Source organism: Mycobacterium sp. pUA109, assembly GCF_041287095.1.
In the GTDB taxonomy this organism is placed as follows: Bacteria; Actinomycetota; Actinomycetes; order Mycobacteriales; family Mycobacteriaceae; genus Mycobacterium.
This window is the reverse complement of record NZ_JBGGKS010000013.1, coordinates 22,500-44,758: the sequence shown is the minus strand read 5'-3', so window position 1 is coordinate 44,758 and position 22,259 is coordinate 22,500. Positions and strand designations below refer to the sequence as shown.

At 67.7% G+C, this 22,259-nt stretch carries 22 protein-coding genes and 1 pseudogene; 18 read left to right on the top strand and 5 right to left on the bottom strand.

What is annotated here, in order from left to right; genetic code table 11:
- Positions 1-8: 8 nt before the first annotated feature.
- The 6 genes and pseudogenes from ACAG26_RS15985 (at position 9) to ACAG26_RS15960 (ending at position 5,296) form a co-directional block, all read left to right on the top strand.
- Positions 9-1,223: pseudogene (locus tag ACAG26_RS15985) on the top strand (cytochrome P450).
- A complete protein-coding gene (locus tag ACAG26_RS15980; protein WP_370483844.1) occupies positions 1,220-2,512 on the top strand; it encodes a cytochrome P450 in 1,293 nt (430 codons plus the stop codon). The pseudogene ACAG26_RS15985 and the gene ACAG26_RS15980 overlap by 4 nt, the downstream one beginning before the upstream one ends.
- Before the next feature lie 10 nt (positions 2,513-2,522).
- Positions 2,523-2,765, top strand: a complete 243-nt coding sequence (locus ACAG26_RS15975) for an antitoxin (RefSeq protein ID WP_370483842.1) — start codon at positions 2,523-2,525, stop codon at positions 2,763-2,765.
- 3 nt (positions 2,766-2,768) lie between these two features.
- Positions 2,769-3,197 (top strand): type II toxin-antitoxin system VapC family toxin, encoded by a 429-nt coding sequence (locus ACAG26_RS15970; protein WP_370483840.1) that lies wholly within the window; start codon positions 2,769-2,771, stop codon positions 3,195-3,197.
- A gap of 162 nt (positions 3,198-3,359) precedes the next feature.
- Positions 3,360-4,505, top strand: a complete 1,146-nt coding sequence (locus ACAG26_RS15965) for an acetyl-CoA C-acyltransferase (RefSeq protein ID WP_370483838.1) — start codon at positions 3,360-3,362, stop codon at positions 4,503-4,505.
- Positions 4,502-5,296 (top strand): crotonase/enoyl-CoA hydratase family protein, encoded by a 795-nt coding sequence (locus tag ACAG26_RS15960; protein WP_370483836.1) that lies wholly within the window; start codon positions 4,502-4,504, stop codon positions 5,294-5,296. Before ACAG26_RS15965 ends, ACAG26_RS15960 begins: the two co-directional genes overlap by 4 nt.
- A 12-nt stretch (positions 5,297-5,308) precedes the next feature.
- Here the strand turns inward: ACAG26_RS15960 and ACAG26_RS15955 are convergent, their stop codons facing one another.
- Positions 5,309-6,475 carry a PPE family protein gene (locus tag ACAG26_RS15955; protein WP_370483834.1) on the bottom strand — a complete coding sequence of 389 codons (1,167 nt, stop codon included), beginning with the start codon at positions 6,473-6,475 and terminating at the stop codon, positions 5,309-5,311.
- A 119-nt stretch (positions 6,476-6,594) separates the two neighbouring features.
- Between ACAG26_RS15955 and ACAG26_RS15950 the strand changes: the two genes are divergently transcribed.
- The 6 genes from ACAG26_RS15950 (at position 6,595) to ACAG26_RS15925 (ending at position 12,409) form a co-directional block, all read left to right on the top strand.
- Positions 6,595-7,329, top strand: coding sequence for a response regulator transcription factor (locus ACAG26_RS15950; RefSeq protein ID WP_370483832.1), 735 nt, complete (start codon positions 6,595-6,597; stop codon positions 7,327-7,329).
- On the top strand, positions 7,322-8,611 hold the full coding sequence (locus tag ACAG26_RS15945) for a sensor histidine kinase (protein ID WP_370483830.1): 1,290 nt from the start codon (positions 7,322-7,324) through the stop codon (positions 8,609-8,611). The genes ACAG26_RS15950 and ACAG26_RS15945 overlap by 8 nt, the downstream gene beginning before the upstream one ends.
- A 21-nt stretch (positions 8,612-8,632) precedes the next feature.
- Complete coding sequence (locus ACAG26_RS15940; RefSeq protein WP_370483828.1) at positions 8,633-9,157, top strand: gamma carbonic anhydrase family protein; 525 nt, start codon at positions 8,633-8,635, stop codon at positions 9,155-9,157.
- A gap of 239 nt (positions 9,158-9,396) precedes the next feature.
- Positions 9,397-10,116: a lysostaphin resistance A-like protein gene (locus ACAG26_RS15935; protein WP_370483825.1), complete on the top strand. Its 720-nt coding sequence runs from the start codon at positions 9,397-9,399 to the stop codon at positions 10,114-10,116.
- An 87-nt stretch (positions 10,117-10,203) separates the two neighbouring features.
- Positions 10,204-11,688, top strand: a complete 1,485-nt coding sequence (gene lnt, locus ACAG26_RS15930; RefSeq protein WP_370483823.1) for an apolipoprotein N-acyltransferase — start codon at positions 10,204-10,206, stop codon at positions 11,686-11,688.
- 16 nt (positions 11,689-11,704) lie between these two features.
- The gene (locus ACAG26_RS15925) at positions 11,705-12,409 is read left to right on the top strand and encodes a TIGR02206 family membrane protein (RefSeq protein ID WP_370483822.1); all 705 of its coding nucleotides are present in this window, start codon (positions 11,705-11,707) and stop codon (positions 12,407-12,409) included.
- On the opposite strand, the gene ACAG26_RS15920 is transcribed toward ACAG26_RS15925, so the two are convergent.
- Positions 12,396-13,205 carry an enoyl-CoA hydratase gene (locus tag ACAG26_RS15920; RefSeq protein ID WP_370483820.1) on the bottom strand — a complete coding sequence of 270 codons (810 nt, stop codon included), beginning with the start codon at positions 13,203-13,205 and terminating at the stop codon, positions 12,396-12,398. The genes ACAG26_RS15925 and ACAG26_RS15920 overlap by 14 nt on opposite strands.
- A gap of 85 nt (positions 13,206-13,290) precedes the next feature.
- Here ACAG26_RS15920 and ACAG26_RS15915 point away from each other — a divergent pair, with 85 nt between their 5' ends.
- From ACAG26_RS15915 to ACAG26_RS15905, 3 genes are read left to right on the top strand one after another with little or no spacing between them, the layout of a single operon-like run.
- Positions 13,291-14,373, top strand: a complete 1,083-nt coding sequence (locus tag ACAG26_RS15915) for a CaiB/BaiF CoA transferase family protein (protein WP_370483818.1) — start codon at positions 13,291-13,293, stop codon at positions 14,371-14,373.
- A 55-nt stretch (positions 14,374-14,428) separates the two neighbouring features.
- Positions 14,429-15,181 carry a 3-hydroxyacyl-CoA dehydrogenase gene (locus ACAG26_RS15910; RefSeq protein WP_370483816.1) on the top strand — a complete coding sequence of 251 codons (753 nt, stop codon included), beginning with the start codon at positions 14,429-14,431 and terminating at the stop codon, positions 15,179-15,181.
- Positions 15,178-16,176 carry an NAD(P)H-dependent flavin oxidoreductase gene (locus ACAG26_RS15905; protein ID WP_370483814.1) on the top strand — a complete coding sequence of 333 codons (999 nt, stop codon included), beginning with the start codon at positions 15,178-15,180 and terminating at the stop codon, positions 16,174-16,176. Before ACAG26_RS15910 ends, ACAG26_RS15905 begins: the two co-directional genes overlap by 4 nt.
- Before the next feature lie 154 nt (positions 16,177-16,330).
- Here ACAG26_RS15905 and ACAG26_RS15900 read toward each other — a convergent pair whose 3' ends face one another.
- Complete coding sequence (locus ACAG26_RS15900; protein WP_370483812.1) at positions 16,331-17,599, bottom strand: ATP-binding protein; 1,269 nt, start codon at positions 17,597-17,599, stop codon at positions 16,331-16,333.
- A 162-nt stretch (positions 17,600-17,761) separates the two neighbouring features.
- Entirely contained in the window at positions 17,762-18,727 is a 966-nt protein-coding gene (locus tag ACAG26_RS15895) for an alpha/beta hydrolase (RefSeq protein WP_370483809.1), read from the bottom strand.
- 92 nt (positions 18,728-18,819) lie between these two features.
- Here ACAG26_RS15895 and ACAG26_RS15890 point away from each other — a divergent pair, with 92 nt between their 5' ends.
- Both ACAG26_RS15890 and ACAG26_RS15885 read left to right on the top strand, forming a co-directional pair.
- Positions 18,820-19,437: a TetR/AcrR family transcriptional regulator gene (locus ACAG26_RS15890; protein WP_370483807.1), complete on the top strand. Its 618-nt coding sequence runs from the start codon at positions 18,820-18,822 to the stop codon at positions 19,435-19,437.
- A gap of 40 nt (positions 19,438-19,477) precedes the next feature.
- Positions 19,478-19,684 (top strand): CopG family transcriptional regulator, encoded by a 207-nt coding sequence (locus tag ACAG26_RS15885; RefSeq protein ID WP_370483805.1) that lies wholly within the window; start codon positions 19,478-19,480, stop codon positions 19,682-19,684.
- A 158-nt stretch (positions 19,685-19,842) separates the two neighbouring features.
- On the opposite strand, the gene ACAG26_RS15880 is transcribed toward ACAG26_RS15885, so the two are convergent.
- Positions 19,843-20,499, bottom strand: a complete 657-nt coding sequence (locus tag ACAG26_RS15880) for a TetR/AcrR family transcriptional regulator (protein ID WP_370483803.1) — start codon at positions 20,497-20,499, stop codon at positions 19,843-19,845.
- 100 nt (positions 20,500-20,599) lie between these two features.
- On the opposite strand from ACAG26_RS15880, the gene ACAG26_RS15875 reads away from it, so the two are divergent.
- Positions 20,600-22,258, top strand: coding sequence for an FAD-dependent monooxygenase (locus tag ACAG26_RS15875; RefSeq protein ID WP_370483801.1), 1,659 nt, complete (start codon positions 20,600-20,602; stop codon positions 22,256-22,258).
- Position 22,259: the final 1 nt, after the last annotated feature.

The window sequence follows — 22,259 nt, the reverse complement described above, 5'->3', positions numbered from 1 at the left end:
GGAGCACCATGCAGTTGTTTGATGACCTGGACGATTTCGGCGCGTTCGACGATGTGGTGTCCGGCGATGTCCGCGACCCCTAGACCGAGCTGGCCCGGCTGCGGCGCGAGGAACCCGTGCAACGCATCGACTTCTCGGTGCTGCCGCACGAGGAATCCAAGCCAGTGTTCATCGTGTACCGCCACGAAGACGTCATCACGATGCTGCGCGACAATGAGACGTTTTCCTCGTCGATCATCATCGACGCGTTCGGTGATGTGCTCGGCAAGCATGTGATGCTGGGCATGGATGAGCCCGAACACGGTCGACACCGGGCCTTGGTCGCCAAGGCGTTCTCCCAGAAGGCGCTGGCCCGTTGGGAAGACGAACTGGTGGGCCGGGTCGGCAACGCGCTAATCGACCGGTTCGCCGACCGCGGCCACGCCGACCTGGTCAAGGAGTTCAACTTCGACTACCCGACGCAGATCATCGCCGGGTTACTGGGTTTGCCGCAGCGGGACTATCCGCAGTTTCAGCGCTGGTCGATCTCGCTGCTGTCGTTCACGATTAACCCCGAACGGGGGCGCGCCGCGTCGGAGGCGTTGCGCGACTACTTCACCCCGATCCTCGCCGCCCGCCGCGACCAGCCCCGCGACGATTTGATCAGCGGGCTGGCGCAGGCCGAGATCGACGGGCAAAAGCTGTCCGATGAGGAGATCTTCTCGTTTCTGCGGCTGCTGCTTCCGGCTGGGATCGAGACCACTTACCGTGCGCTGGGCAACCTGCTGTTCGGGTTGCTCAGCCGCCCCGAGCAGCTCGACGCGCTGCGCGCCGACCGGTCACTGCTGCCGCAGGCGATCGAGGAGGGGGTGCGCTGGGAGCCGCCGCTGCTGACGATCACCCGGGTGGCCGCCCGCGACACCGAGCTGGCCGGGGTGCACATCCCCGCCGGCTCCTCGGTGATGCCGATGTTGGGGGCCGCCAACCGCCAAGAAGACCGTCACCCCGACCCGGACCGCCTCGACATCTTCCGTTCGGCGCGGTCGCACACCGCGTGGGGGCATGGTGTGCACGTGTGCCTGGGTATGCACTTGGCCCGCATGGAGATGCGGGTCGCGCTCAACCTATTGTTCGACCGGCTGCCGAACCTTCGGCTGGATCCCGACGGCGGCGATCCGCATATCCGCGGCCAGGTGTTCCGCTCGCCGACCTCGCTGCCGGTGCTGTTTGGCGTTGCCGAATGAGCGACTTCGAATCGGTCGACTTCTTCACCGACCCGTCGTTGATCCCCGACCCCTACCCCTACTTCGACTATCTGCGGGCCAAGTGCCCCATCGTGCCCGAACCCCACCAGGGGGTGTTTGCGGTCACCGGGCACGCCGAAGCCCTTGCCGTGTACAAAGATCCGGCGTTCTCCTCGTGCGTGTCGGTGGCCGGGCCGTTCTCCGGACTGCCGTTCGAGCCGGTCGGTGACGACGTCGGAGCCCTGATCGAACAGCACCGCGACCAGATCCCGATGAGCGAACACATCGTCACCCAGGACCCACCGCAGCACACCCGCACCCGCGGGCTGCTGAGTCGGCTGCTGACCCCCAAGCGGCTCAAAGAGAACGAAGACTTCATGTGGCGGCTGGCCGATCAGCAGCTCGACGAGTTCGTCGGCTCAGGTCGGTGCGAGTTCCTTGAGGACTACGCCAAACCGTTCTCCATGCTGGTGATCGCCGATCTGCTGGGGGTGCCCGCCGCCGACCACCACGAATTCCGCACGGTGCTGGGTGGTGAGCAGGTCGGCTCGCTCGATGACGATCCGCTGACGCACAATCCGCTGCAGTGGCTGGACGACAAGTTCTACGCCTACATCGACGACCGCCGTCAAGAGCCGCGGGCAGACGTGTTGACCGAGCTGGCGCAGGCGAAATACGAGGACGGCTCCGTCCCCGAAATCATCGATGTGGTGCGAGTGTCCACCTTCCTGTTCGCCGCCGGCCAGGAGACCACCGTCAAGTTGCTCAGCGCCGGGATGCGGGTGATCGCGGAGCGGCCCGACATTCAGGCGTTGCTGCGTGAGGACCGGGGCCGCATCCCGGTGTTTTTGGAGGAAGCACTGCGCACCGAGAGCCCGGTCAAATCGCATTTCCGCATGGCACGGACCACGACGACGGTTGGTGACGTCACCGTTCCGGCCGGCACCGCGGTGATGCTGCTGCCCGGAGCCAGCAACCGGGACGCACGCAAGTTCGACAAGCCCGATCAATTCCGGGTTGACCGGGCCAACGTGCGCGAACATGTGGCGTTCGGCCGCGGAGCGCATTCCTGCCCCGGTGCGCCGCTGGCCCGCGCCGAGGGGCGGATCTCGCTGAACCGCATCCTGGACCGGATGGCCGACATCACCATCTCCGAGGAGCGGCACGGCCCGCCCGAGGCTCGCCGCTACAGCTACGAGCCGACCTTCATCATGCGGGGCCTGCAGGAGCTGCACCTGCGGTTCGACCCGGCTCCGGTGAACGGCGACGTTGGGGGATTGATGCACTAACATCAGATGTATGCGCACCACGCTCTCGATCGATGACGACGTGCTGCTAGCGGTGAAGGAACGGGCAGCCAGAGAAAAGCGGACCGCGGGCGCGGTGCTGTCCGATCTCGCCCGCCAAGCGTTGACCACCCAGCACGTGGCCTCGAGGGCATCGGACGGTGATGAGTTCTATGGGTTCGAGCCGTTGCCGCACCGCGGCGAGGCGGTCTCCAACGCGTTGATCGACCGGCTTCGCGACGACGAGGCGGTGTGAATCGTGCGGGCACTTCTGGACGTCAATGTGCTGCTCGCCCTGCTCGACAGCGACCACGTCGACCACGGGCGTGCGCGTGAGTGGATAAGCGAAGAAATCAACCAGGGCTGGGCATCGTGTGCGATTACGCAGAACGGCTTTGTCCGGATCATCAGTCAGTCGCGCTATCCGAGTCCTGTTTCACCCAGCCAGGCGATCGACATGCTGGCTCGCGCAACTCAGACGCGCCATCACGAGTTCTGGCCTTGCGAAGTCAGCATCCTCGGCGCGAACACCATCGATCGTTCTCGCCTACACAGCTCCAAGCAGGTCACCGATGCGTATTTGCTCGCGCTCGCTGTCGAGAAGGGCGGCAGGTTTGTCAGTTTCGATCAATCCGTTGCACTCGAAGCTGTTGTGGGTGCCCAGCAGCAGCATTTGGTGGTCCCGTAACTGGCTGTCGCTGCGAGCATCCGCGAGTGTGCGGCGTGATCCGCATCCGTCGGCATCGGCGTATAAATGCGCACAGTCGGCGCGAATCGACCCCCGCTGCCGGTCGCCCAACCCGTTGGTCGACAATCGAGGCACGACCCTCAAGTTCAAAGGAGAACGACCATGGCTGACGCCGTCATCGTCGAGGCAGTGCGCTCCCCGATCGGCAAGCGCAACGGCGGACTGTCCGGGGTGCACCCGGCCGAACTGTCCGCGCAGGTCCTCAACGGCCTGGTGCAGAAGGCGGGGGTGGACCCCGAGATCGTCGACGACGTGATCTGGGGCTGCGTCATGCAGGCCGGGGAGCAGGCGCTGGACATCGGCCGGACCGCGCTGCTGGCCGCCGGCTGGCCGGAGAGCGTGCCCGGGGTGACGGTGGACCGCCAGTGCGGCTCCAGCCAGCAGTCGGTGCACTTCGCGGCGGCCGGGGTGGTCGCGGGCCACTACGACGTGGTCGTCGCCGGCGGGGTGGAGTCGATGTCGCGCACGCCGATGGGTGCCTCGCTGGCCAACGGCGGCCACCCCTACCCGGAGGCGTTCCGGACCCGCTACAGCCAAACCCCCAACCAGGGCATCGGCGCCGAGATGATCGCCGAGCAGTGGGGCTTTAGCCGCACCGATCTCGATCAGTTCTCCCTCGACTCGCATGAGAAGGCCGCCGCCGCACAGGATTCCGGTGCGTTCGACGACGAGATCGTCGGCATCAAGGACGCCGACGGAAACGTGGTGCTCAAGGACGAGGGCATCCGCCGCGGCACCCCGATGGAGAAGATGGCCCAGCTCAAGCCGGCCTTCAAAGAGGACGGGGTGATCCACGCCGGCAACTCCAGCCAGATCTCCGACGGGTCGGCGGCGCTGCTGTTCATGTCGGCGGAGAAAGCCAAGTCGCTGGGGCTCAAACCGCTGGCGCGGGTGCACACCGCGACGCTGGCCGGCGCCGACCCGGTGATCATGCTGACCGGGCCGATCCCGGCCACGCAGAAGGCGCTGAAAAAGTCGGGCCTGAAGATCGACGAGATCGGGGTGTTCGAGGTCAACGAGGCGTTCGCCCCGGTCCCGATGGCCTGGCTGCACGATCTGGGCGCCGACGAAAAGAAGCTCAACCCCAAGGGCGGGGCGATCGCGCTGGGCCACCCGCTCGGCGGCTCCGGCGCGCGGATCATGACCACGATGCTGTATCACATGCGGGACAAGGGCATTCAGTACGGCCTGCAGACCATGTGTGAGGGCGGCGGCCAGGCCAACGCCACCATCCTCGAGCTGCTGTGACGGACGCCCCGGCCGCGGTGCTCACCGAGCGCCGCGGCAACGTCCTGGTCATCACCCTCAACCGGCCCGAGGCCCGCAACGCGGTCAACAGCGCGGTGAGCACCGGCGTCGGCGACGCGTTGCAGCAGGCCCAGCACGACCCCGAGGTGCGCGCGGTGGTGATCACCGGCGCGGGCGACAAGTCGTTTTGCGCCGGCGCCGACCTCAAAGCGATCTCGCGAGGCGAGAACCTGTTTCACCCCGACCACAGCGACTGGGGCTTCGCCGGATACGTGCACCACTTCATCGACAAGCCGACCATCGCCGCGGTCAACGGCACCGCGCTGGGCGGTGGCACCGAGCTGGCGCTGGCCAGCGACCTGGTGGTGGCCCAGGAACGCGCGCAGTTCGGGCTGCCCGAGGTCAAGGTCGGGCTGATCGCCGGCGCCGGCGGGGTGTTTCGCATCGTGCAGCAACTGCCCCGCAAGGTCGCCCTGCAGATGGTGCTCACCGGGGAGCCGATCGGCGCGGCCGAGGCCGCCCAGTGGGGCTTGATCAACCAGGTGGTCCCGGACGGCACCGTGCTGGAGGCGGCGCTGGCGCTGGCCGAGCGGGTCACCGTCAACGCGCCGCTGTCGGTGCAGGCCAGCAAGCGGATCGCCTACGGCGCCGACGACGGCACCATCCCCGATGAGGAGCCCGGCTGGCGGCGCACCAACCGCGAGTTCGGCACGCTGCTGAAATCCGAGGACGCCAAGGAGGGGCCGCTAGCCTTCGCGCAGAAGCGCGCGCCGGTCTGGAAGGCCCGCTAGGGGTCGCAGGTATCAGGCCACCGGTGAGCGCGGCAACATGGTGGGGCGCAACAGGAACCGAGTGTCCAGGGTGGCGCCGGGCACCCCACGTCCGGCCGTATTCGCCAAGGGCATCATCGGCGGCACGCCCGCCGATTCGGCGGCGCTGACCGCCGGGGCCGCGGCGGGGCCGCCGATGCTCGGCAGCGCCGCGGCGGCCGGCTGCATCGCGGACGTGGCGGCGGTCCAGGTCTGCGGCACCGACATCCAGCCGATCGTGCTCGCCTGGCCTACCCCCGCCGAGACCGTCGACGCGCCGCCCAGACCCAGCCCCGCGAGGCCCGCCGAGCCCAGCGCCCCGGAGCTGGCGCCGGCCGCGACGGTCGACGCGGCCGCACCCACGCCGGCGCTCATCGCCTTGGCCCCGTTGGTGCCGCCCATCAACAACCGCATCAGCATGCTCATCGGCATCGTCGCCATCCGCAGCGGCATCATCATGGAACTCAACGAGGACAGCGACCCCAGCGACGACGAGCCGCCAGTCGTCGACCCTGACCCGGTAACCGGCGCGGCCAGGCTTTGCAACGCCTGCGGTGTCGTCGAAATCAGCTGCGACAACGCGGCTTGCGTGCCGGCGTCGGCGGAGGTGCCGGTGGTCTGGGCCAGCGCGGCGGTTGGGTTGGCGACCTGCTGCGGCGCGGAGAACGGGGTCAATGTCGAGGCCGCCGCCGAACTGCCCGCGTAGCCATACATCGCTGCGGCGTCCTGGGCCCACATCTCGCCGTACTGGGCTTCGGTGGCCGCGATCGCCGGGGCGTTTTGGCCGAGGATGTTGGTGGCGATCAACGACATCAGCTGGCTGCGGTTGGCCGCGATCACCGGCGGTGGCACCGTCATCGCATACGCCGCCTCGTAGGCGCCCGCAGCGGCGCGGGCCTGGGTGGCGGCCTGCTCGGCCTGCGTGGCGGTGGTGCTCATCCACACCGCATAGGGGCTGGCCGCGGCCGCCATCGACGCCGACGCCTGACCGGTCCATTGCCCGGTCAGCCCGGAGATCACCGACGAGTAGTTGGTGGCCGCGGACTGCAGGTTGGCAGCCAGATCGTCCCAGGCCGCCGCGGCGGCCAGCATCGGGCCCGACCCGGCGCCGGAATACATCCGGGCCGAGTTGACCTCCGGCGGCAACGCCCCGAAATCCATCGCTTTACCTCCCGTCGCTGCACACGCTACGAAGGTGCTGGTCATCGGGTGGCTACCGAAAGGTAAAGGCCTTGTTTACCTTCGCCCTGGCCAGGTTTGGACGATTAGGATCGCCGTTCATGGCGCAACTGCTGGTGGTCGAAGACGATGAAACCATCGGTCGGCTGCTGTCCGATGGGCTGCAGACCCACGGCCACGAGGTGCGGTGGTGCCGTTCCGGACGGGCGGCGCTGCGGGAAGCGGCAGTCCAGCAGTTCGACCTGGTGCTGCTCGACTTGGGACTACCCGACCTGGACGGAGTCGAGGTGTGCCGGCAGCTGCGCTCCACTCAGCCGGGCTGTGTGCTGGTGATCCTCACCGCCCGCGACGCCGAAATCGACGTCGTGGTCGGTCTGGACGCCGGCGCCGACGACTACCTCACCAAACCGTTCCGCTATGCCGAACTGCTGGCCCGCATCCGCGCTCACCTGCGCCGCGGGCCGGTTCCGACCACCCCGGCCGAGGCGTATGTCGTCGGTGATCTGGTGGTCGACCCCGCCGCGCGCACCGGCAGCTACGGCAACCACGTCATCGAGTTGCGGCCCCGGGAATTCGACCTGCTCGCCCGACTGGCCGCCGAGGCCGACACGGCATTGTCACGGGAGGCGCTGATCGCCGACGTGTGGGATGAAAACTGGTACGGCTCAACGAAAACCCTGGACGTGCACATCGGAATCCTGCGCAGAAAACTAACCGCTGCCGCCACGTCGCACGGCGCGGATCCCGCTGCCGCGCCGCAGATCACCACACTGCGCGGCTACGGCTACCGGCTGGATTCCCCCGGACGCGAGCCGACCGGAGTGCCGGATGCGTAGGCGCATCGTCGTCCTGGCGATGCTCGCGGCGACCTTGGCGACCAGCCTGTTCGGTGTGCCGCTGGCGCTGTCCGCGGCGCGCTACTACCGCGTGTCTGCCGGCAACAAGGTTGAGCGGGCCGCCAACAAGACCGCTATCGACCTGGCCGCCGACATGATCCACGGTCGGCTCGTCGACCAGGTGCCCGACCTGGAACCGGGCACCGGGGTGGCGATCTACACCCCCGACGGTCGACTCGTCGCCGGTGAGGGGCCGTCGACCGCCGACTCCGTGGTGCACCGAACCCTGCGGGATAAGTTGGTGCACCGCTCCGCCGCCAACGGTCAGATGACTGCCGCCGTCCCCATCACCGACGGTCCGCGCATCGTGTTTGTGGTCCGCTCCGCCGCCTCCACCAGTGCCCTGTACCTGCGGATTCTGCGCACCTGGGCGCTGATGTTGCTGCTGGAAGCCGTCGTGCTCGCCGTCACCTTCCAGCTCGCCCGCTGGCAGGCCCGGCGGCTGGCCCGCCCGCTGGAACACCTGGCCGCCACCGCCCGCACCCTCGGCGACGGCGACTTCAGCGTGCGCGCGCAGCCCAGCGGGATTCGTGAGATCGACGCCGCCGGTTTTTCACTGAACCAGACCGCCGAACGCCTCGATGACCTGGTGGAGCGCGAACGCGCCATCACCGCCAACGCCTCCCACCAACTCCGCACCCCGCTGACCGGGCTGCGCCTGGGGCTGGAGGCGGCGCTGGACTCCCCGCACGCCGACCACCGGCAAGCCATCATCGATGCCGTCGCCACCACCGAACGCCTCAGCGACACCATCGAGGATCTGATTGCGCTGGCCCGCAACACCACTCGCAGCACCGAGCGGGTGGAGCTGCAGGCGTTGCTGGACGAGCTTGCCGACACCTGGGGGCGCCGCTTGGCCGAAGCTGGGCGGGAACTGCGGGTCAGCGCCGATGCCGGCCTGCCGCCGCCGCTGGCCTCCACCGCGGCCGTCCGCCAGATTCTCGCGGTGCTGATCGATAACGCCGTCCAACACGGGGTCGGCGCCGTCACCGTGCACGCCCGCGACACCAGCGCCGCCACCGCGATCGACGTCGCCGATGAGGGAACCGGTCTCGACCAGGACCAATTCGACCTGCTGTACCGCCGCAGCGCCAGGGGGCACGGCCTCGGGTTAGCGCTGGCGCGTGACCTCGCCGAAGCCGAAGGCGGGCGGCTGCGGCTGAGCAGCCGCACCCCGACCACGTTCACCCTGTTCCTGCCGACCGCTGCAGCGGACGATTAACGGGCCTTTACGATGGCGGCCATGCCCGAGCCGCTCATCGTCGCCATTCGCGGTCATCGTCCCCAACTGCACACCGAATCCTGGGTGGCGCCCAACGCCAACGTGATCGGACGGGTCAGCTTGGCCGCCCGGGCCAGCGTCTGGTACGCGGCGACGCTGCGCGCCGAGGCCGAACCGATCGAGGTCGGCTTCGGCACCAACATCCAAGACGGGGTGACTATCCACGTCGACAAGGAATTCCCGGCGCGGATCGGCTCGGGGGTCAGCGTCGGGCACAACGCGGTCTTGCACGGCTGCACCGTCGAGGACGACTCGCTGATCGGGATGGGTGCCGTCATCATGAACGGGGCGGTGGTCGGGTCCGGCTCGCTGGTGGCGGCCAGTGCGCTGATCCCGCAGGGCATGGTGATCCCGCCGCGTTCGCTGGTGACCGGGGTGCCGGGCCGGGTGCGACGCGAGCTCAGCGAGGCCGAGGTGCGCCACAATCGGCACAACGCCGCGGTGTACCGGCGACTGATCGACGTGCATCGGGATTCGACCAGCTGAACCGCCGTGCCCGCTTGGTGCTGCGCCGAGATCGACGCGGGCGTGATGTCTACTCGCACATTTCCGCGCTGGTGTCGACCTCGGCGTAGCCCGAACCGTCGGGAGAAGGCTGCGCATTTCGGCCACCGCCGTCCGCCTGGGCGGCTACCTTGAACGCGTGCGGATGCTGATCGCCGACGCTGCGCGGCTGGGAATCACCCGGTCGCCCCGATTGATCTGAGACCGACGGGACACCGAGCATGACCCAGTCCACCCCGGCCCATCCTGGCCTGGTTCACGAGTTCATCGAGATCATCACCAACGTCGCTGTGCCGCATCACGAAGCGCCCAGGACCGTATTGCGTCGCCGGGCGGTGGTCGCCGTGGTGTTGGTGATCGGGACGATCGTGCTGGGTTATGCGCTGACCCGGCGACCCGGCGACTCGGCGTTCTACTGGCTGACGTTGGCGCTGGCCGCGGTCTGGTTCGTCGGTGCGCTGGTGTCCGGGCCGCTGCACCTGGGCTGCGTCCGGTTCCGCGGTCGCAACGAGCGGCCGGTGTTCACCGGCACCGGAATCGGGTTGGTGCTGGGCACGGTATTCGTGGTGGGCGGCATGGTGGCTCGGCAGATTCCGGCCGTGTCGGAGCCGGTGCAGCGGGTGCTGGTGTTCGCCGACCGCGGCACGTTGAGTTTGCTGGTGTTGATCACCGTGGCCAATGCCGTCGCCGAGGAGATGTTCTTCCGCGGCGCGCTGTACACCGCGATCGGGCGCTATCACCCGGTCGCGGTGTCCACGCTGCTCTACGTCGCCGTCACCCTGGCCAGCGCCAACCCGATGTTGGGGTTCGCCGCGCTGATCCTCGGCACGGTGTGCGCCATCGAGCGTCGGGCCACCGGGGGAGTACTGGCGCCCATCCTGACCCACCTGGTGTGGGGGCTGATCATGGTGCTGGCGCTGCCGCCGGTGTTCGGGACGTAGGTCCCGTCCCGCGCGAGCGTGCGCGTCCCCGGCCGACACGCCGCGCGGGACACCGATTCTGCGCACCCTCGCGGCCATCCTGAACGTGTGCGCACCTGCACCCCACGCTGGGCCGGGCGGCGCGCGCCGGGGCGGGCGGCGGCGTTGGTGGTCGGCGCGCTGCCGGCGATCGCGTTTCCGGTGCCGTCTTGGTGGTGGCTGGCCTGGGTCGGTGTGATACCGCTGCTGCTGGTGGTGCGCGTCGCGCCGACGGCCCGCGAGGGCGGGATGCGGGCGTGGTGGGGTCTTGGCGGATTCGTCCTGACCACCCAGTACTGGCTGTGGCCCAGCGCCGGTCCGCTGCTGGTGGTGCTGGCCGCCGGACTCGGTGCGCTGTGGCTGCCGTGGGGGTACGCCGCGCACCGGCTGCTGTCGGCACCGCTCAGCACCTGGCGCACCGGTGCCGCGGTGATCGTGTTACCCAGCGCGTGGGTGGCGGCCGAGGCGGTGCGCTCCCGGCCGATGCTGGGCGGCCCCTGGGCGTTGCTCGGCGCGACGCAGTGGAACCAACCGACCACGCTGGCCTCGGCCGCACTCGGCGGGGTCTGGCTGACCAGCTTTCTGATCGTCGCGGTGAATACCGCGCTCGCTGCCGCGATCCTGCACCGCGGTGTACCCGCTCGGGTCATCGCAGTGGCCGTCGCGGTGGTCTGTGCCGGACTGGGGCCGGTCTGGTTTGAGCTGCAGCCCGCACCGACGGGTGGCAGCACCATCCGGGTGGCGCTGGTGCAGCCCGGCGACATCACCAACTCGACGGCGCGTCGGGCCGCCGCCGAAGCGCTCACCGCGACCTTGGTCGGCCAGCGACCCGACCTGGTCGTCTGGGGGGAGAGCAGCATCGGCGTCGACCTCACCGGCCATCCCGACGTCACGGCGGCGCTGGCGGATCTGTCCCGGCGGGTCGGCGCGGACCTGCTGGTCAACGTCGACGCACCCGATCCGACCGGGAAAATCTACAAGTCGTCGGTGCTGATCGGACCGAACGGATCGCTGAGTGCCTACCGGAAATCGCGGCTGGTGCCCTTCGGCGAGTATGTGCCGCTGCGCCCGCTGTTCGGCTGGATCACCGGACACACCAAGGCCGCAGCCCAGGACCGGGGCCGCGGCAGCGGACCGGCGGTGCTGCACGCCGGCTCGTTAGCCGTCGGACCCTTGGTCAGCGTCGAAGCGACGTTTTCCGACCTTCCCCGCCGCGAGGTGCAGCTCGGCGCCCAGCTGCTGGCCTACCAGAGTTCCACCTCGACGTTTCAGGGCAGTTGGGCGCAACCGCAGCTGGCCGCCCAGATTGCGGTCCACGCGGTCGAGGTGGGTCGCCCGGCGGTGCACGCCGGGCTGTCCGGCATCAGCGCGGCCTTCGATGCGCGCGGCCACGAACTGGCCTGGTGTGCGTCGACCTACCGTGGCGTGACCGTGGTGACGGTGCCGCTGGGCTCGCCGACCACGCTGTACCAGCGGCTGGGCGACTGGGTGCTGGCGCTGGCGTTCGCGATCCTCGCGGCCGCCGCCCTCGCGGCGCTCCGGTGCCGCCGATAATGGCCGTGAGGGATCGATGAAACCGCTATCGACAGCACGCGAGTTCACCGCGTACGGCCCGTCGCACTGGGCCGTGCTCGCGGTGTTCGCGATCGGCGCGGCGCTGCTGGTCTGGATCGGACGCCGGCAGACCGAACGGCAGGCGCGCCGCTTCGCGCGTCTCCTGGGTGCGCTGACAGCGGTGATATACGGTGCGGTTCTTGTTTGTTCGTTGCTGCCACCCGCCGTCGGCCGGTCGGTGCCGCTGCGGTTGACCGATCTCGCCACCGTGGCGGCGGCCTACGCCCTGTGGTCGCAGCGACATTGGGCCTTTGCGCTGACCTACTACTGGGGCCTGGTGCTGAGCACCCAGGCGCTGATTTCGCCGGTTCTGGCGGGCCCGGATTTCCCGCACTTCCAGTACCTGGGCTTCTGGGCGATACACCTGCTCGTCGTCTGGGCCGCCATCTACCTCACCTGGGGCCGGCGGATGCGGCCCGGGTGGCGCAGCTACCGGACCACGGTTCTGGTCACGCTGGCGTGGGCGGCAACCACCTTCGCGTTCAACAGCATCGCCGGAACCAACTACGGTTTCCTCAACGAAAAGCCCGCCGCCGCAACCCTGCTGGACGTCCTGGGGCCGTGGCCGGTATACCTGCTGACCGCGGCCACCCTCATCCTCATCGTGTGGGCCCTGATGACCTGGCCGTGGCAGCGAGCACAGCGGTCTAGGCGTCGGTGAAGTTCGGGTCCCGACGCTCCTGAAACGCCTTGGCCCCTTCCTTAAAGTCGTTGGCGGTCAACAAGATGGACTGCCCGACGTACTCGCGGTCCAGCGCGACGTCCAGCTCGGTCAAGGTGGCGGCGTTGATGGCGTGTTTGGTCTTGGCGAACGCCACCGCCGGGCCGGCCATCAACCGCGCCAGCACCTTGACCACCTCGGCGTCGAACTCCTCGGCCGGATACACCGCGCTGATCAGACCCCACGCCAACGCGTCGGCCGCCGGCAGCCGCTCGGCCAGCAGCGCCATCCGCATCGCCCGGATCCGGCCGATCGCCGCGGCCACCAACGCCGAGGCGCCGCCGTCGGGCATCAACCCGATCTTGGTGAACGCGAGCATGAAAAACGCTTTGTCCGAAGCCAATACCAGATCGCAGGCCAAGGCCAGCGACACCCCGACACCGGCGGCCGGGCCCTGCACGACGGCCACCACCGGCCGGGGCAGCGCGGCGATCGCCCGGATCGCGCGGTTGGCCTCCACGATGATCTCGGTGGGCACCCCGTCGGCGGCGTCCTCGGCGCTGATCCCGGCGCCGGAGCTGAAGCCGCGGCCCGCGCCGCCCAGCCGCACCACCTTCACCCGCGGGTCGCGTCCGGCGTTCTCCATCGCGTCGGCGATGCCGGCCAGCACCGGCGTGGTCACCGAGTTGAGGCTGTCGGGGCGGTCGATGGTCACCGACAGCACGCCGTCGGTCAAGGTGACGGACAGGCCCGCGACGGGCGCCAGGGTCTCGATTCCGGAATCAGTGACGGTCATGGGCCTCACTGTAAAGCGGCCGGGTTGTGGGTCACGAACCGGTGGCTGCGAAGATGCACATCACATACTCACGAGGAGGTCGGACATGGCGGGACCACTGGCAGGGTTGCGGGTTATCGAGTTGGCCGGGATCGGTCCGGGCCCGCACGCAGCACAGATCCTCGGTGACCTGGGCGCCGAGGTGGTGCGGGTGGAACGGCCACCGAAATTTCCCGGGGCGTCCAAGGACACCATGCTGCGCAACCGGCGCTCGGTGACCGCCGACCTCAAGTCGGCGGAGGGCCGCGAGCTGGTGCTCAAGCTGGTCGCCAAGGCCGATGTGCTGATCGAGGGGTTCCGGCCCGGTGTCACCGAGCGCCTCGGGCTGGGCCCGGAAGACTGCGCCAAGGTCAACGAGAAGCTGATCTACGGCCGGATGACCGGGTGGGGGCAGACCGGGCCGCGCGCCCTGCAGGCCGGTCACGACATCAACTACATCTCGCTCAACGGCTTGCTGCACGCCATCGGCCGCAAGGGGGAGCGCCCGGTTCCGCCGCTGAACATGACCGGCGACTTCGGCGGCGGCTCACTGTTTTTGCTGGTCGGCATCCTGTCCGCGTTGTGGGAGCGGCAGACCTCCGGCAAGGGGCAGGTCATCGACGCCGCCATGGTCGACGGGTCGGCGATGCTGTCGGCGATGATGTGGAGCTTCCGTGCGCAGGGCGTGTGGAGCGACGAGCGGGGCGTGAACATGCTCGACACCGGCGCGCCGTATTACGACACCTACACCTGCGCCGACGGCCGCTACGTCGCGGTGGGCGCGATCGAGCCGCAATTCTTTGCCGAGTTGCTGGCCAGGCTGGGCCTGGATCCGGCCGAGCTGCCCGACCAGAACGACGTCAGCCGGTGGCCGGAGCTGCGGACGCGGCTGACCGACGCGTTCGCCGCGCACGATCGCGACCACTGGACCAAGGTGTTCGCCGACTCCGACGCCTGCGTGACGCCGGTGTTGTCGTTCGGTGAGGTCGAAACCGAGCCGCACATCGCCGAGCGCGACACCTTCTACGAGGTGGACGGCTATTTGCAGCCGAGGCCGGCGCCGCGGTTCTCCCGCAGCACCCCGGACACCCCGACCCCGCCCCCGGTACTGGGGGCCGACAACGACACCATTCTCGGCGACTGGGTATAGTCCCAACCAACCGGTAGGTCGGCATTGGGGCCGGCCAGGAAGGAAACGCGGGAACGTGCAGATCAAAGACGCGGTAGCGGTGGTCACCGGCGGTGCTTCGGGGCTGGGTCTGGCCACCACCAAGCGGCTGCTGGATGCGGGTGCGCAGGTCGTGGTCATCGACCTCAAGGGCGAGGACACCGTCAAGGAGCTGGGAAAGCGGGCGCGTTTCGCGCAGGCCAACGTCACCGACCCGGAGTCGGTCACCGCCGCCCTGGATGTGGCGGAATCGCTTGGGCCGCTGCGGATCAACGTCAACTGCGCCGGCATCGGCAACGCCATCAAGACGCTGAGCAAAAACGGCGCGTTCCCGCTGGAGGAGTTCACCAAGGTCGTTCAGGTCAACCTGATCGGGACCTTCAACGTGCTGCGGTTGGCCGCGGAGCGGATCGCCAAGACCGAGCCCGTCGGCGAGGAGCGCGGGGTCATCATCAACACCGCCTCGGTGGCCGCGTTCGACGGCCAGATCGGCCAGGCCGCCTACTCGGCGTCCAAGGGCGGCGTGACCGGCATGACGCTGCCGATCGCGCGGGATCTGTCCCGCGAGCTGATCCGGGTGGTCACCATCGCGCCCGGCCTGTTCAAGACCCCGCTTTTGGGGTCGCTGCCCGAGGAGGCGCAAAAGTCGCTGGGCGCGCAGGTGCCGCACCCGGCCCGGCTCGGTGACCCCGACGAGTACGGCGCGCTGGCCGTGCACATCGTGGAGAACCCGATGCTCAACGGTGAGGTGATTCGCCTCGACGGCGCGATCCGGATGGCACCGCGATGAGCCTCACCACGAAGTTCACCGAGGCGTTCGGGGTCGAGCACCCGATTGTGCAGGGCGGCATGCAGTGGGTGGGCCGCGCGGAATTGGTTGCCGCGGTGGCCAATGCGGGTGCGCTGGGGTTTTTGACCGCGCTGACCCAGCCGACCCCGGCCGATCTGGCCAACGAGATCGCCAAGACCCGGGAGCTCACCGACAAGCCGTTCGGGGTCAACCTGACCATCCTGCCGACGATCAACCCGCCGCCCTATGACGAGTACCGGCAGGTGATCGTCGACGCCGGCATCAAGATCGTGGAGACCGCCGGCTCCAACCCGGCCCCGCACCTGCCGATGTTTCACGACAACGGGATCAAGGTGCTGCACAAGTGCACCTCGGTGCGCCACGCGGTCAAGGCGCAAAGCCTCGGGGTGGACGGCATCAGCATCGACGGGTTCGAATGCGCCGGGCACCCCGGCGAGGACGACATCCCCGGTTTGGTGCTGATCCCGGCCGCGGCGGCCAAGATCGACATCCCGATGATCGCCTCCGGCGGGTTCGCCGACGCCCGCGGCCTGGTGGCCGCGCTGGCGCTGGGCGCCGACGGCGTCAACATGGGCTCGCGGTTCATGTGCACCGTGGAGTCCTGCATCCACCAGAACGTCAAGGAAGCCATCGTCGCCGGCGACGAGCGCGGCACCGAGCTGATCTTCCGCCCGCTGCGCAACACCGCCCGGGTGGCGTCCAACACCGTGTCGCGCGAGGTCGTCGACATCCTCAACAAGGGCGGCCAATTCCCCGACGTGCAGGAGCTGGTGGCCGGGGTGCGCGGCCGGCGGGTGTTCGACGACGGCGACGTGGAGGCCGGCATCTGGACGGTGGGCACCGCGATGGGGCTGATCAACGACATCCCCACCTGCGGGGAGCTGGTGTCGCGCATGGTGGCCGAGGCCGAGGAGCTCATCAGCGGTCGGCTCGGCGACATGCTGGAGGACGAGGAAGAAGAAAACGTCGCCTGACGGCGAGGCGGCCCGCGTAGCGGGCCGTGGAGGAGTCGGGCAATCGGGTATCGACTAGCGTCGATGCGCCGAATGTGCGCCTGTGGCGATATTTTCGTGGAATTCTCGCCGTGAGTGCACGTTCGGCGTCCGCCGCTGGGTCAGCTGAGCGGCCTCAGGTCCAGACGTCCGCCGCCGGTAGCGCAATCATTCGATCGCCGAACCGCAATCTGGCTGTCCCGGTGTGGAGAACAAATCCGGCGATGAACTGGCCCCCGACCTTGTCGAGCCGATCTCGTAACAGCGTCAACCACCGGAAGTCATCGCTTCGCGGTGTGGTGCTGGCTTTGAACTCGATCGCAAGGATTCGTCCGTCGTCGGCCTCTAGAACCAAATCGACTTCGGCGCCATCGCTGTCGCGAAAGTGGAACATGCGTACTGGCGTTTCGCACCAAGTGCACTGTTTGGCGATTTCATTGACGACGAATGTTTCGAACAACGCTCCCGAGGCCGGGTCGTTGACCCGTTGTAGTGCGCTGGCGTCTTTAGCCAGCAGGTTGGCCGCTATCCCCGTGTCGGCGATGTAGAGCTTCGGACGCTTGACGACCTTTGCGGTGAGATTTCTGCTCCACGCCGGCAATCGGTGAACCAGGAAGACCGTCTCCAGCCAAGGCTCGTACGTGTTGACGGTGGAGCGATCGATACCCAGTCGCTGCGCCACGGTGTTCAACACCAGTTCCTGCGCCGTCGTCGCGGCGAAGTAGCGCACCATCTCCATGAGCGCGTCGGCCCGGCGGATGTCGGCGGCGACCGCAATCTCGCGTTGGAGCACCGTTTGGACGTAACGAGCGAACCATCGGCGGCGTCCTCGCACGCCAAGTCCCTGTGCTGCGGGATACCCGCCCAGGCAGAGAGCGTCGAAGTAGGCCGATCGTGCCGGTGTCGGCCCTTGGTGTGTGAGCAGTGACTCAGCGTCGGCGAAGGCGCGATCAACGAAATCGTCGTCCCCGCCAGTGAGTTCACCCTGAGACAACGGCCATAAGGTAACGATGTCAGTTCGGCCGGCCAGCGTTTCGGCGATCATGGGTACCGTGAGGAAGTTCGTGGATCCCGTCAGCAGGTATTGGCCCGGCCGGTTGTTCACATCGACCGCCGACTTCACCGCCAGGATCAACGGTTCACCGACTCGCTGAACCTCGTCGATCACCAGGGGGGTGCCACTGGTGGACAGATAGGTGACCGGGTCGCTGGCCATTGCATCGGCGATGTCGGTTCGGTCCAGAGTGACGTATGCCGCGTTATGGCGTTCTGCGAAATGACGCGCAAGCGTCGTCTTGCCGGTCTGCCGCGCACCATGCAGGACGACTACGCGGAACGCGGCGAGCGACTGCTCGACGACGTCGAGGGCGCGGCGCGGTATCCACGTTTGATCCGCTGGCTCCACGTCGCCAGGGTACTGACTAACCGACAAATTCTCAACGCTCTAGCCGACAAAATATCTATCTGCTAACCATCATTTCATCGACCGAGTAACCAACAATTCTTCGCTGGTCATCGCATTGACAGCCGCAGGCCTTCCACCGGGATGGTCGACACCAGACTCACGTCACCGTCCGTTGGCGGTGACGAATTCGGCAATGGCGTCCTGCATCTGGGTCAGCCCAGGTTCTTCGAGGGGGTAGTGGCCGACGTTGGTCAACAGCACAGTCTGCACTGGGGCGCGGGTGATGTGGGAGAGCACGGGCTGGCTGAGTTCCAGTGGAGTCCAGCGGTCCTCGGCGGGCTGGGTCAGCAGGATCGGGCAGGCATCGAAGTCTTGGGGTTCGACGGCGGGTGAATAGTTCATGTAGCTGGAGAGGAATCGGGTGGACACCCAGTTGCCGCCCGAGGTGCGGTCCGCGGTCATGATTTTCAAGGCGTCCCGGTTGTTGACCAGAGCCGACATCTTGGAGGCCAGCGTCATCGGGACACGCACCCGCGCCGCCGGGGTGCGGGCCAGCAGGCCCAGCAGGGGCGCACCGAGGCGGGAGCCGACTTTGTCATGTGCGGTGTCGTCGCGGACCTTTTGGTTGCGCTGATCGAGGAATGTCATCCCGACGATTCCGCGCAGCGTGCCTTTCGGCGCCTTGGCGGCAACGTGATAGGTCAGCATCCCGCCGGCGCTGAGGCTGTAGAGCACGATCGGCCGGTCATCGCGGGACTGCTCGTAGGCCAAAAAGTCCACCACCAGATCGACCCAGTCGTCGTAGGACACGGTCGTCCCGGGGCGCACCTGGGTCAGGCCGTAGCCGAGGTTGTCCAGCGCCACGGTCTCGAATCCGCGCGCCGCCAGTGGGGCACCGACGATCAGGCTCATCTGCCGTCCGTTGGTGCCGACGCCGTGGTGCAGCACGATCTTGGCGGGGGCGCCGGGGTTGGCGTAGCGGTCCAGGTGCACCCGGTGGCCGCGCCATGACCAGAACTCCTCGGCCGGGACGGTCTGATCGGTCAGGCGCAGTCGCTGCGGCAGGTAGTTCTGCAGGTCACGCCAGGCCTGCTGGTCGCGGTAGAACTCAGGTTTCGTTTTGCCCATCCGGGGACTTCTCGGCCTCCGCACCTCCCACTGTGGGGCGTGCCCTAAGATTGGAATTTACTCCAAGAATGGAGGGCGGTAAAGTTTGATGGGTGAGTGAGGTCGGTAACACCCGGACCGCGCGGCGGGCGGCAGCGAACCGTGAGGCGATCATCGATGCCGCCGAAAAGCTACTCGTCGAGGGTGGCATGGCTGCCGTCACCGTGGACGTGGTCGCCGCATGCGCCGACGTGGCCATCCAAACCGTCTACAACCGGGTGGGTCGCCGTCCGGAGGTCTTGGTGGCTATCGCCGAACGCGCCGTGGAGGACAACCGCCGCTATATGGATGCCGCCTTCGCCACCGACGGGTCGCCCACCGACCGGATCATCGCTGTGGCACGGGCTTACCTGGCCTTCGCGGTTGAGCGGCCGCACCAATTTGAGGTACTGAGCAACCCGCCCGACGAGCCGCAGGCGCTGGAACGCATCGCCGACAAGATCGACGAGCAGGTGGGCCGACTCGCCGACGTTTTGGCTGCCGGAGTGGCCGACGGGAGCTTTGCCTCCTCCGTGCAACCCGACACCGCGGCCACCGCGCTGTGGGCCATGATGGAGGGAATCCTGGCGCTGGGATGGCGCGCCGATCGCAAAGTGGTTGAACCCCAGCAGCTTCGCGAGATCGCCGAGTTCGCCATGACGACCATCCTCAACGGACTGCGGCCACGCTGACACCTGGTATGCGGTGATATCAATTCGATATCGTGTGGTCATGGGTATGACGCTGCGAACCAGTGAGCAGCAGACCGAAGCGCTGCGCCGGCAGGCCGCCGCCGAGGGGCGGTCGATGCAGGCCGTCGCGCTATCGGCCATCGACGAGTACATCGCCCGGCGCGCCCACAAGGCCAAAGTTGGCGAGGCTCTGCCGCGCATGGTGCGCGAGGAGGCCGGGGTGCTGGAGCGTCTCAAGGACACATGACCCGCGCGGACCACGATGATGCCGGCGTGGCCGGAATTGCGGAGTCGCGCCGATGACTGAGAACCTGGATCTCGACGACCTGCTCGAGATTGCGTGTGCGGCAGTCGGTGCGGGCGTAGCGGTCGGGGATTACGGCTTGCTTGATTGAGCCGGCCTGCTCATCGCGGTGACAAACGCAGGCCCTCTACCAGGATGGTCGACACCAGACGTGCGTGTTCCTCGACGGCGGTCGGCTCCGTCGGTGAGGTCGCGTCGAACTTCGTCGCCAGCGGCACCAGCGCCTGGGGTGCGGTGGCGCCGTGGGCGAGAAGAAAGAACAACGTCCGCAACGGAATCGGGCGGATCACGCCTTGCTCGGCAAGGTGGGTGAGTAGCCGGTCCACGTCGGTGAGTATGGGCGCGATGTAGGTGTCGTAGATGTAGGTCAACCGGTCGCTGTCCTGACGGCCCTCGATGTTCATCAACGCGACCAACTCGGGATGAGCCGCGGAGAACACCACGTACCGGTGCGTTGCCAGCCGCAGCTGTTCGAGTGGATCGCTCAGAGTCGGGTCGAACAGTCCCTGCATGTGCCGCGCCAGACGGCCGAAGCCGAAGTCGACCGCCGCTTGCCACAGCTCATCCTTGGTGCCGAATCGTTGATAGATCAGGTTGTGGCTGACCCCCAATTCCCGGTTCAGGGTCCGCAGCGACATCCCGTCGTACCCATGGGTGGCAAACATGGCCAACGCCCTATCCAGGATCTCCTCGGTCGGCATCGAATCCGACGCCCTCGGACGCCCGCGCGGTCGCTCCGGCTTGATCTGGGTGGGCATGCAACCAATAATGCCACACACTCTGTCAATTTTTATATTGACAGGCAGCAATTTTAAGCCTAGCGTGTGACTAGCCGCACAGCCCACAGGAGTAACCGCCATGACCCGACCGCTGCATGTCCCCGTGCTGATCGCCGGGGGAGGACCTACCGGCCTGGTACTCGCCGCGGAGCTGTCCCGGCACGGTGTGGCCAGCGTGCTGGCCGAACGCAGCGAGCACACCACCTTGTTTCCGAAGATGGACATCACCAACGGCGCCAGCATGGAACTGCTGCGCCGGCTCGGCGTCGACGCCGAACTGCGTGCGCTCGGGGTGGGCGCCCAGCACTCCTTCGACGTGATCTTCGCCCCCGGCCTCGACGGGCCCGAACTCGGACGGTGGCGGCTGCCGTCGGTCGATGCACAGCGAGCCACAATCGCCGCGACGCGGGATGGCAGCGTGCCCGGTCAGCCCTGGCAGCGCTGCTCACAGGCGATCTTCGAGGCGATGATGATGGATAGAGCCCACCGCGACCCGCTGGTTGACGTTCGGCAGGGCTGGCGACTCGAGCACTGCAGCCAGATCGGCGATGTGGTGGTCGCTGAGCTGGTCGACCCGGATGGCCAGTCTGTGACGGTCAACGCCGACTACCTTGTCGGCTGCGACGGTGCCTCAAGCCGGGTCCGCACCGACCTGGGCATCAAAATGGACGGGCTGAAAGACATCCTGACCTTCGCCCTGGTGCATTTCCGGTCGCTGGATTTGACGAATCTGCACGCACTGGGCCAGTTCTGGCACCTGTTCACCTCGACAGGGGCGGTGCTGATCGCCCAAAACGAGATCGACACCTGGACGTTGCACCAAGACCTCGGCGCGCAGGTCGACGATCCCGACCCCATCGGTGACCCACGAGAGTTCGTTGCGCGCGCGCTCGGACGACCGGTCGGTATCGATGAAGTCCTCTGCAGAAGCGTGTGGCGCCCCAACGCGCTGCTGGCAGATGCCTACGGCCGTGACCGGATCCTGTTGGCTGGTGATTCGGTCCACACCATGATCCCGCTGGGCGGATACGGGATGAACACTGGACTGGGGGATGCGGTCAACCTCGGGTGGAAGCTCGCTGCGGCAGTTCAGGGTTGGGGTGGGACGCAGCTCCTGGACAGTTACGAAGTTGAGCGGCGCGCGATCGGGGAGCGCAATCGCACCGCCTGTGTGGAGAACGCTATGGTCCAACTGCAATACCGAGAGATGGTCGATGCGGAACTCCTCAAGGCTGAGGGCGACGCCGGGCAAGCGCACCGGCGGCAGGTCGCAGAGTTCCTCGCCGCCAACGACGCCGAGAATCTCAGCCTGGGCATCGAACTCGACGTGCGCTACGACACCTCGCCGGTCGTGGTGCCCGATGGCAGCGTCGCGCCGCCGTGGGACCGTCGAGCCTTCCTGCCCACCGTGCGCCCCGGGCACCGCGCCCCCAATATCGTGCTTGGTGAGCACAACACGCTGTTCGACCGATTCGGCCCCGTGTTCACACTTGTCGATGCCCTCGACGACAACACCCAATCCTCCAAACTTCTCAGCGAGGCCGCCCGGGTCGGCCTTCCGGTGCGGCATCTGACGCTGACCGATCCCGCCCTCGCCGACCTCTACTGCCATCGGCTGGTGCTGGTCCGCCCGGACTTGCACATCGCCTGGAGCGGTACTGACACCACGGACGCCGCGGAGATCGTCGCCCGCGTGCGCGGCATGCACGCGGCGACGTCGACCGACGCCAACGCTTGAG